This window comes from Pseudomonas sp. PNPG3 (assembly GCF_023093815.1).
Classification (GTDB): Bacteria; Pseudomonadota; Gammaproteobacteria; order Pseudomonadales; family Pseudomonadaceae; genus Aquipseudomonas; species Aquipseudomonas asiatica.
The window spans coordinates 42,994-53,215 of record NZ_JALLKV010000043.1; the positions used below are offsets into that span (position 1 = coordinate 42,994).

General features: G+C 66.7%; 8 protein-coding genes. All 8 read left to right on the forward strand.

Annotated features, from left to right (window positions below; all coding sequences use genetic code 11):
- Positions 1 to 80: 80 nt before the first annotated feature.
- The 8 genes from MJ643_RS22740 to MJ643_RS22775 all read left to right on the forward strand — a co-directional run bounded on the left by MJ643_RS22740 (position 81) and on the right by MJ643_RS22775 (position 10,102).
- Positions 81 to 875 (forward strand): DUF4892 domain-containing protein, encoded by a 795-nt coding sequence (locus tag MJ643_RS22740; RefSeq protein ID WP_013973420.1) that lies wholly within the window; start codon positions 81 to 83, stop codon positions 873 to 875.
- 12 nt (positions 876 to 887) lie between these two features.
- Positions 888 to 1,940 carry an AI-2E family transporter gene (locus MJ643_RS22745; RefSeq protein WP_013973419.1) on the forward strand — a complete coding sequence of 351 codons (1,053 nt, stop codon included), beginning with the start codon at positions 888 to 890 and terminating at the stop codon, positions 1,938 to 1,940.
- A 239-nt stretch (positions 1,941 to 2,179) separates the two neighbouring features.
- Positions 2,180 to 2,269: a K(+)-transporting ATPase subunit F gene (kdpF, locus tag MJ643_RS22750; protein ID WP_003251485.1), complete on the forward strand. Its 90-nt coding sequence runs from the start codon at positions 2,180 to 2,182 to the stop codon at positions 2,267 to 2,269.
- A 9-nt stretch (positions 2,270 to 2,278) separates the two neighbouring features.
- Positions 2,279 to 3,973, forward strand: coding sequence for a potassium-transporting ATPase subunit KdpA (gene kdpA, locus MJ643_RS22755; RefSeq protein WP_208209545.1), 1,695 nt, complete (start codon positions 2,279 to 2,281; stop codon positions 3,971 to 3,973).
- Positions 3,974 to 3,982: 9 nt separating this feature from the next.
- Positions 3,983 to 6,037: a potassium-transporting ATPase subunit KdpB gene (gene kdpB / locus MJ643_RS22760; RefSeq protein ID WP_013973417.1), complete on the forward strand. Its 2,055-nt coding sequence runs from the start codon at positions 3,983 to 3,985 to the stop codon at positions 6,035 to 6,037.
- 10 nt (positions 6,038 to 6,047) lie between these two features.
- Complete coding sequence (gene kdpC, locus MJ643_RS22765) at positions 6,048 to 6,599, forward strand: potassium-transporting ATPase subunit KdpC (RefSeq protein WP_013973416.1); 552 nt, start codon at positions 6,048 to 6,050, stop codon at positions 6,597 to 6,599.
- Positions 6,600 to 6,755: 156 nt separating this feature from the next.
- On the forward strand, positions 6,756 to 9,410 hold the full coding sequence (locus MJ643_RS22770; RefSeq protein WP_024087413.1) for a sensor histidine kinase KdpD: 2,655 nt from the start codon (positions 6,756 to 6,758) through the stop codon (positions 9,408 to 9,410).
- Positions 9,407 to 10,102 (forward strand): response regulator, encoded by a 696-nt coding sequence (locus MJ643_RS22775; RefSeq protein ID WP_013973414.1) that lies wholly within the window; start codon positions 9,407 to 9,409, stop codon positions 10,100 to 10,102. Before MJ643_RS22770 ends, MJ643_RS22775 begins: the two co-directional genes overlap by 4 nt.
- Positions 10,103 to 10,222 lie beyond the last annotated feature (120 nt).

Genomic DNA, 10,222 nt, shown 5'->3' on the forward strand with positions numbered 1-10,222 from the left:
GGGTTGAACAGGGAGACAACCATGCAACTGCCAGACATCCTGGAGCTTCATCTCGGCGCTGAGCGCCGTCTGGTTCGCCAATGAGCGCGCCTGTTGCCATCCGTAATGCCTTCGCTGCCTGCCTGGTGTTCGCCAGCCCCGTTTTGTGGGCCGGCAGCCTGCCGGTACCGGTGGACGCCAAGGTGGTCGACCAGCGCCCTGCCGTGGAGCAGGAGCGCGTCTACCCCATGGGCCCGCTGCGCAAGATCAGCGGCCGCCTGCGGGTCGAGGACAAGGTCGAAAGCCGTGGCCAGGTCAGCTCGGTAACCTACGAACTGCCGGTCGAGCGTACTGCTCGCGAAGCCTTCACCAGCGCTCGCGAAGCACTGCAGCGCGACGGCGGCTACCCGCTGTTCTGGTGCCAGGGCCGCGATTGTGGCGAGGCCAGCCTGTGGGCCAATGATGTGTTCGGCAATGCCCGCCTCAACGGCGGCGACGAGCAGCAGGCGTTCATCCTGCTGCGCCGCTCGGCGGAGCAGGCCGACACCCTGGTCGCGCTGTACAGTGTCACCCGCGGCAACCGCCGCGCCTACCTGCACGTGGAAGAGTTCATCGCCGGCAGCCCGCTGGGCGAACTGCTGCCGACCGCCGCCACGGTGCTGCGCGAAATGCGCGACACCGGCAAGCTCGACTACCCTGACCTGGCCGCGCCGCAAGACGCCTGGGCGAACCTGCTGGCCCGTAGCCTGAACCTCGACAGCACCCTGCGTGCCAGCCTCAGTGGGGCCCAGGCTGAAGCCTGGCGCGAGGCGCTGGTCAAGGCGGGGGTGCGCAATGGCCGCCTCGAAGTCGGTAGTGCACCTACCGACGGCCTGCACCTTGAACTGATCCGTTGAACGGGCACCACCATGGCTAACAATGACCGCTTGCTGGTCCAGATTCTGCTGCTGGCGCTGCTGGGTGCCGGCCTGTGGGTAATGGCACCTTTCATTTCTGCGCTGTTGTGGGGGGCCATCCTGGCCTTTGCCAGCTGGCCGTTGATGCGCCTGCTGACGCGTGCGCTGGGCGGGCGCGAAACCCTGGCGGCCAGCCTGCTGACCACTGCCTGGATCCTGATCGTGGCGCTGCCGCTGGTGTGGCTGGGGTTCAACCTGGCCGACCACATTCGCGATGCGACGGCGTTCGTGCGTGACGTGCAGGTGGACGGCCTGCCCGATGCTCCGGCGTGGCTGGGTGGCATCCCGTTGGTTGGCGAGCGCCTGGTCAGCTGGTGGCAATCGCTGGACCAGCAGGGCGCGGCCTTGCTGGCCTCGGTCAAGCCGCACCTGGGGCAGGTGGGCAACTGGTTGCTGGCGCGCAGCGCGCAGATCGGCAGCGGCGTGCTGGAGCTGACCCTCAGCCTGGTATTCGTGTTCTTCTTCTACCGGGATGGCCCGCGCTTGTCGGCGTTCGTCCTGCGCCTGCTGCACCGCCTGATGGGCGACCGTGCCGAGTACTACCTGGAACTGGTGGCCGGTACGGTGCAGCGGGTGGTCAACGGGGTGATCGGTACGGCCGCAGCGCAGGGCGTGCTGGCGTTGATCGGCTTCCTGATTGCCGGTGTGCCCGGGGCCATTGTGCTGGGCCTGGTGACCTTCATGCTCAGCCTGATCCCCATGGGCCCGCCACTGGCATGGATTCCGGCCACCGGCTGGCTGGTATGGAAAGGCGAATACGGCATGGCGGTGTTCCTGGGCGCCTGGGGCACCTTCATCATCAGTGGCGTGGACAACGTACTCAAACCGTACCTGATCAGCCGTGGCGGCAACCTGCCGTTGGTGATCGTGCTTCTGGGCGTGTTCGGCGGCCTGATCGCCTTTGGCTTCATTGGCCTGTTCATCGGGCCGACCTTGCTGGCGGTCGGCTACAGCCTGCTGCTGGACTGGAGCCGCAACGCCGTCCCGCAGCCGCCTCAGCAGTAAACCTGTACTGGCCTCTTCGCGGGTGAACCCGCTCCCACAAGGATCTCCACAGCCCGGGAGAGCGGTGCGGTCCCTGTAGGAGCGGGTTTACCCGCGAAGAGGCCGGTTCAGGCAACCTCAACTCCCGATCTTTACGCCTTCTTTATCGCCATCCCCACCTCCCAGTCTCGCCCCTTTACGCCCCTCGCTCGGACAATTTCCCCAAAGCGGCCCAAGCCGCACCACGGGGAGAACCACACATGAACATGCTCGACGGGCTGTCACTGCTGCTGGCAGTGGCATTGGCGTTTTATCTGCTGGTGGCGCTGCTGCGCGCCGATCGCAGCTAGGGAGTGGCCATGCACAGTTACGACTTCGCCTTGCTGTTGGCATTTTTCGCCATCGTGCTGCTACCAGCACCCTGGCTCGGGCGGTTCTACTTCAAGGTCATGGAAGGCCAGCGCACCTGGCTGTCGCCCGTGCTGGGCCCGGTCGAGCAAGCCTGCTACCGGCTGGCGGGCGTGGGCACCAGCCAGGAACAGAACTGGCAGCAGTACACCTTGGCTCTGCTGGCCTTCAACCTGGCCGGGTTCCTGCTGCTGTTCGCCGTGCTGCTGTTGCAGGGCTACCTGCCATTCAACCCGCAGCATCTGCCCGGCCAGGAATGGTCGCTGGCGTTCAACACCGCGGTCAGCTTCGTAACCAACACCAACTGGCAGGCCTACAGCGGTGAAGCGTCGGTCAGCTACCTGAGCCAGATGCTCGGCCTGACCGTGCAGAACTTCGTCAGCGCCGCCACCGGCCTGGCCGTGCTGGTCGCCCTGTGCCGCGGCATCGCCCGGCGCAGCGCCACGACGCTGGGCAACTTCTGGGTCGACATGACCCGCGCCACCCTCTACGGCTTGCTGCCGCTGTGCCTGCTGCTGGCGTTGCTGCTGGTATGGCAGGGCGTACCGCAAACCTTGGCCGACTACGCCCACGCGGTCACCCTGCAAGGCACCGAGCAGACCATCCCGCTGGGCCCGGCCGCCAGCCAGATCGCCATCAAGCAACTGGGTACCAACGGCGGTGGCTTCTTCGGGGTCAACTCGGCGCACCCGTTCGAAAACCCCACGGCCTGGAGCAACCTGTTCGAGGTAGCCTCGATCATCCTCATTCCGGTGGCGCTGGTGTTCACCTTTGGCCACTACGTGAAGGACCTGCGCCAGAGCCGCGCAATCCTCGCCTGCATGCTGGCCCTGTTCCTGATCGGCGGCAGCACGGCATTGTGGTCCGAGTACCAGCCCAACCCGGCCCTCGAGAGCGCGCAGGTACAGCAAAGCGCCCCGATGGAGGGCAAGGAAACCCGCTTCGGCACCACCGGCTCGGTGCTGTGGACAGTGACTACTACCTCTGCCTCCAACGGTTCGGTCAATGCCATGCACGACAGCCTCAACCCGCTGACCGGCATGGTGGCGATGGTCAACATGATAGTCGGTGAGGTGATCTTTGGCGGCGTCGGTGCAGGGCTGTACGGCATGCTGTTGTTCGTATTGATCGCGGTGTTCCTGGCCGGGCTGATGATCGGCCGCACCCCGGAATACCTGGGCAAGAAACTGCAGGCCCGCGAGGTGCAGTTGCTGGTGGCGACCCTGCTGGTGATGCCGGTCGGCGTGTTGGTGCTCGGCGCCATTGCCGCCAGCCTGCCAGGCCCGGCAGGTGCGGTCAGCAACCCGGGTGCGCATGGTTTCAGCCAGCTGCTGTATGCCTATACGTCGGGCACGGCCAACAACGGCTCGGCCTTTGCCGGCTTTGGTGCCAACACGGTGTACCACAACCTGATGATCGGCCTGGCCATGCTCATCGGCCGCTTCGGCTACATCCTGCCGGTACTGGCGCTGGCCGGCAGCCTGGCTGCGAAGAAAAGCGCGCCCCAGGGGCTTAACAGCTTCCCCACCCATGGCCCGCTGTTCACCAGCCTGCTGCTGGTCACCATCCTGCTGGTCGGTGGCCTGACCTTCCTGCCGACCCTGGCCCTTGGGCCGATCGCCGAACATTTGAGTCTGGGTTTTTGAGGACCGACCATGAACATGCCCATTGCTGAAGTAAAAGCCCGGCAAAGTGCCAAGGATCAGACCCGTTTCGCCGCATTGTGGCGCCCGGCGCTGGTGCAGGCATTCGTCAAGCTCGACCCGCGCCAACTCAAGCGCTCGCCGGTGATGCTGGTGGTCGCCCTGACTGCGGTACTGACCACCGTCCTGTGTTTCGCTCCCGGCAGCGGTGTGAGCACCGGTGTGGCCGTGCAGATCGCCCTGTGGCTGTGGTTCACCGTGCTGTTCGCCAACTTTGCCGAGGCCCTGGCCGAAGGCCGTGGCAAGGCCCGCGCCGACAGCCTCAAGGCTGGCAGCCAAGGGCTTACCGCCCAGCGTCGCAAGCGTGATGGCAGCTACGAAACCGTAGCAGCCAGCGCGCTGCGCAAGGACGATGTGGTGCGCGTGGTAGCTGGTGAAATGATTCCCGGTGACGGCGAGGTGCTTGAAGGTATCGCTGCGGTCAACGAGGCCGCCATTACCGGCGAGTCCGCGCCGGTGATCCGCGAGTCTGGCGGCGATCGCTCAGCGGTGACCGGCAATACCCGGCTGGTCTCAGACTGGTTGTTGATCCGCATCACCAGCAACCCGGGCGAATCGACCCTCGACCGCATGATTGCCCTGGTCGAGGGCGCCAAGCGGCAGAAGACGCCCAACGAGATCGCCCTCGACATCCTGCTGATCGGCCTGACCCTGATCTTCCTGATCGTGGTGGTGACCCTGCAGCCGTTCGCCCACTTTGTCGGTGGCAGCCTGCCGCTGATCTTTCTCGCCGCATTGCTGGTAACGCTGATCCCCACCACCATCGGCGGCCTGCTGTCGGCCATCGGCATTGCCGGCATGGACCGGCTGGTGCGGCTGAACGTCATCGCCCGCTCGGGCCGGGCGGTGGAGGCGGCCGGTGACGTGCACACGCTGATGCTCGACAAGACTGGCACCATTACCTTCGGCAACCGCCGCTGCAGTGCGCTGCACGCGGCACCGGGCATCACCGCCCGCGAGCTGGGGGAGGGCGCCTTGCTGGCCTCGCTGGCGGACGACACCGCCGAGGGCAAGTCGATCGTCGAGTATCTGCGCCAGCTGCATGATTTTGTCGAACCGTCCGCCGGCCAGTTCGAGGCCGTGGCTTTCAGCGCCGAGACGCGCCTGTCGGGGATCGACTTCCAGCAACACCGCTACCGCAAGGGCGCTGTCGATGCCGTACTGGCGTTCGTCGGCATGCAACGCCTGGAAATGCCACCGGCACTGGCCCGTGAAGTGGAGCGTATTGCCCAGAGCGGCGGTACACCGCTGCTGGTGTGCCTGGACAAGCGCCTGCTTGGCGTGATCCACCTCAAGGATGTGGTCAAATCCGGCATCCGCGAGCGCTTTGCCGAGCTGCGCAAGCTGGGCATTCGCACGGTGATGGTGACCGGAGACAACCCGCTGACCGCCGCCGCCATCGCTGCCGAGGCCGGCGTGGATGACGTGCTGGCCGAGGCCACGCCAGAGAAGAAGCTGGCGCGCATCCGCCAGGAGCAGAACGACGGCCGCCTGGTGGCCATGTGCGGCGACGGTGCCAACGACGCCCCGGCACTGGCCCAGGCTGACGTGGGCATGGCCATGAACGACGGTACCCAGGCGGCGCGCGAGGCAGCCAATATGGTCGACCTCGACAGTGATCCGACCAAGCTGCTGGATGTGGTGCAGGTCGGCAAGGAGTTGTTGGTGACCCGCGGCGCGCTGACCACCTTCTCCATCGCCAATGATGTGGCCAAGTATTTCGCCATCCTCCCGGCACTGTTCGCCGCCATCTACCCGCAGTTGGGCGTGCTCAACCTGATGCACCTGGCCAGCCCGCAGAGTGCGATTCTGTCGGCCATCGTGTTCAACGCGCTGATCATCATCGTGCTGATCCCGCTGGCGCTGCGCGGCGTGCGGGTGCAGGCGGCCAGTGCGGCGCACCTGCTGCGGCGCAACCTGCTGATCTACGGGCTGGGCGGCATTGTCGTGCCGTTTGCCGGGATCAAACTGATCGATCTGCTGCTCAATGCCCTGCACCTGGTCTGAGGAGGCCACCATGAATGCTTATGTACGCCCGGCATTGAGCCTGGCCCTGTTGATGACCCTGGTGACCGGCGCGCTGTATCCGCTGGTGGTGACCGGTATTGCCCAGGTGGCTTTCCCAACCCAGGCCAATGGCAGCCTGGTGCGCGATGACCAGGGCCAGGTGCGCGGTTCGGCGCTGATTGCCCAGGATTTCCAGGGCGATGGCTGGTTCCACGCGCGGCCATCGGCAGGCGCCTACGCCACCGTGGCCAGCAGCGCCAGCAACCTGTCGCCGAGCAACCCGGCGCTGGCCGAGCGGGTCAAGGGCGATGCGGCTGCGTTGTACCAGGCGCAGCAGGGGCCGGTGCCCCAGGCGCTGCTCACCACCTCGGGCAGCGGCCTCGACCCGCACCTGCCGCCGGAGGCCGTGGCCTACCAGATCCCTCGGGTGGCGGCGGCACGGCAGTTGCCGGTGGAGCGCTTGCAAGGCTTGCTGGAAGAGGCCACCCTCCACCCATTGATCGGCCCGCCGGTGGTCAATGTGCTGGCCTTGAACCAGGCCTTGGAAAACCTCAGCCATTGATAGATGACTTGAGGGGCTAGCAGGGACCCTGTGGGAGCGGGTTTACCCGCGAATGCGTCGGTGGCGCTATTACTGCATTCGCGGGTGAACCCGCTCCCACAGGTACGGTGTTTGTCCCTGGATTTGCTGCTTGCTGGAAATAGCAAAGGATGAAAGATGAGTGACTCCGCCCGCGCAGACGCGCTGTTGGCTACCCTCCCGCGAAGCGGCCGGGGGCGGTTGAAGGTGTTTCTTGGCGCCGCCCCCGGCGTCGGCAAGACCTTCGCCATGCTCCAGGCCGCCCACGCCCAGCAACGCCAGGGCGTGCAGGTGCTGGCCGGGGTGGTCGAAACCCATGGCCGTGCCGAAACCGAGGTATTGCTCGCTGGCCTTCAGCAGCAGCCCCTGCTGCGCAGCCAGTACCGCGGCGTCACGCTCGAGGAAATGGACCTCGACGGCCTTCTCAAGGCCGCGCCGGCCCTGGTGCTGGTCGACGAACTGGCCCACACCAATGCGCCCGGCAGCCGCCACGCCAAACGCTGGCAGGACGTACAGGAACTGCTGGCCGCCGGCATCGATGTGTACACCACGGTCAACGTCCAGCACCTGGAAAGCCTCAACGACAAGGTCCGCGACATTACTGGCGTGCAAGTGCGCGAAACCCTTCCGGACTGGGTGCTGCAGGAAGCCTTCGAGCTGGTGCTGATCGACCTGCCACCCCGCGAGCTGCTCGAACGTCTGCGCGAAGGCAAGGTGTACGTGCCCGAGCAGGCGCGGGCCGCCATCGATGCGTTCTTCTCGCAAACCAACCTTACCGCCCTGCGCGAGCTGGCCATGCAGACCGCCGCTGCCCAGGTGGATGCCGACCTGGCCCACGGCTATCGCCAGCGCGGCCAGGAAGCCCCGGCCCTGCGTGGGCGCTTGCTGGTGGGCGTGGATGGCGACGACCAGGCGGAACGTTTGGTGCGCCATGCCAGCCGCGTGGCGCAACGCCGCCACCTGCCCTGGAGCCTGGTGCACGTGGACAACGGCCGCCTGCGCGACGAAACCGCACGCCAGCGCCTGCAAGCTGCCCAGCAACTGGCCGAACGCCTGGGCGGGGAGGTGGTACTGCTGCGTGCCGGTGAAGTGGTGCGCACGTTGATCCAGCATGCCGCCGAACGACGGGCCAGCCTGGTGCTGGTCGGGCAGTCCCGCGACCGCCTGCGCCGGCGCCTGTTCGGTGCCGGTGTGGCCGCGCGGCTGCTGCGCGAAAGCCACGGCCTGGAAATCAACGTGCTGGACCGCGACGCGCAGCCGCAAGCGCCGCGTTCGGCGGTACGGCGGGTGTGGGTCTGGCGCCATTACCTGCTGGCGCTGCTGGCCACGGTCATGGCCGCAGGCCTGGCCTGGGCGGTGTCGAGTGTGCTGGCGCTGCCCAACATATCGCTGGTGTTCCTGGCCGCGGTGTTGCTGGTGGCAGTGCGCAGCAGCCTGGGGCCTGCGCTGGCCTGCGCGGTGCTGTCGTTCCTGACCTACGACTTCCTGTTCATCCCGCCCAACCTGTCGTTCAGGATCCAGCGCGAAGAAGACGTGCTGACCCTGGTGTTCTTCCTGTTGATGGCCGCGCTCACCGGCAACCTGGCCGCCCGCCAGCGCCGCCAGTTGCAGGCGCTGCGCGAGACCCAGGCGCAGACCAGCCAGTTGCTCGACCTGTCGCGCCGGCTGACCGTGGCCACCGACCGCCAGGCGGTGTTCAACGCCGCCGGCCAGCACCTGAACGGTTGGCAGGACATGCAGGTGTGCCTGCTGGAGCGCAATGTCGAAGGCCAGTTGCAGGTGGCCAGCGGCGAAGCCCATGCCTTCAGCGATAACGAACGCGCCGCCGCAGAGTGGGCCTGGCAGCACGGCCAGGCCGCCGGTCATGGCAGCGACACCCTGCCCAATGGCCGCTGGTGGTGGTGGCCGCTGGCGGTGGATGAGCAGCCCCTGGCATTGCTTGGTGTGCGCCCACACTCCGGCCAGCCGCTCAGCGACCCGCGCCGGCGCCTGCTCACTGCCCTTGGTCAGCCACTGGCCCAGGCCCTGGCCCGCGCGCGCCTGGCCGAACAGCTGGAGGCCGCGCGGCTGCATGGCGAAACCGAGCAGCTGCGCAGCGCCTTGCTCGCGTCCGTTTCCCATGATTTGCGCACCCCGCTGACCGCCATGCGCGGCAGCATCGACAGCCTGCTGGCGCTGGGCGAGGCGATCCCCACCGCCGACCGCCGCGAACTGCTGGAGGGCACCCGCAACGAGGCCGAACGCCTCGACCGCTACATCCAGAACCTGCTCGACATGACCCGCCTGGGCCACGGCGGCCTCAAGCTGGCCCGCGACTGGGTGGCCCCGGCCGACATCGTCGGCAGCGCGCTCAACCGCCTGCGCGCGGTGCTGGCGCCGCTACGGGTACACACCGACGTGCCGACCGAGCTGCCGTTGCTGTTCGTGCATGCGGCATTGATCGAACAGGCGTTGGTCAACGTGCTGGAAAATGCCGCGCGCTTCTCGCCAGCCAATGGCCGGCTGGAGCTGCAGGTGTCGGTGCAGGACGCCCGGTTGTGCTTTGCCGTCAGCGACCAAGGCCCCGGCATTCCCGTGGAAGACCGCGAGAAGATCTTCGACATGTTCTACACCGCCGCTCGCGGTGACCGCGGCGGGCAGGGCACCGGCCTGGGCCTTGCGATCTGCCAAGGCATGATCGGCGCCCATGGCGGGCAGATCCTGGTGGGCGAAGGCATCGATGGCCAGGGCACCAGCATCACTTTATGCTTGCCGCTGCCCCCTCAACCTGAAACCGAAAGCGAAACCCCATGAGTCAGTCCGCCACTCTCCTGGTCATCGACGATGAACCGCAGATCCGCAAGTTCCTGCGCATAAGCCTGGCCTCGCAAGGCTACAAGGTGCTCGAGGCCGCCACCGGCGCGGAAGGGTTGGCCCAGGCGGCGCTGGGCAAGCCGGACCTGGTGGTACTCGACCTGGGCCTGCCGGACATGGACGGCCAGCAGGTACTGCGTGATCTGCGCGAATGGAGCGCGGTGCCGGTGCTGGTGTTGTCGGTGCGCGCCAGTGAAGTGCAGAAGGTCGATGCGCTGGATGGTGGAGCCAACGACTATGTGACCAAGCCGTTCGGCATCCAGGAGTTCCTGGCGCGGGTGCGCGCCTTGCTGCGCCAGGTGCCGCAGGCCGGTGGCTCGGAAGTGGCGGCCAGCTTTGGGCCGCTGATGGTGGACTTTGCCTTTCGCCGGGTGACCCTGGATGGCGTGGAGGTGGCGCTGACCCGCAAGGAGTATGCGCTGCTGGCGCAACTGGCCGGGCACCCGGGGCGGGTGATTACCCAGCAGCAACTGCTCAAGGATATCTGGGGGCCTACCCATGTGGATGACACCCATTACCTGCGGATCGTGGTCGGGCATCTGCGGCAGAAGCTGGGCGATGACCCCACGGCGCCGCGGTTCATCATCACCGAGCCAGGGGTGGGGTACAGGTTGGTGGCGCCGACCATGTAACCCCTGTGGGAGCAGGCGTGCCCGCGAAGAATCCAGCGCGGTGCATGGCACCGGCTGCGCCGGTGTTCGCGGGCATGCCCGCTTGTATGGTTAGACTTGAAGGGGTGGTGGGACTAAATG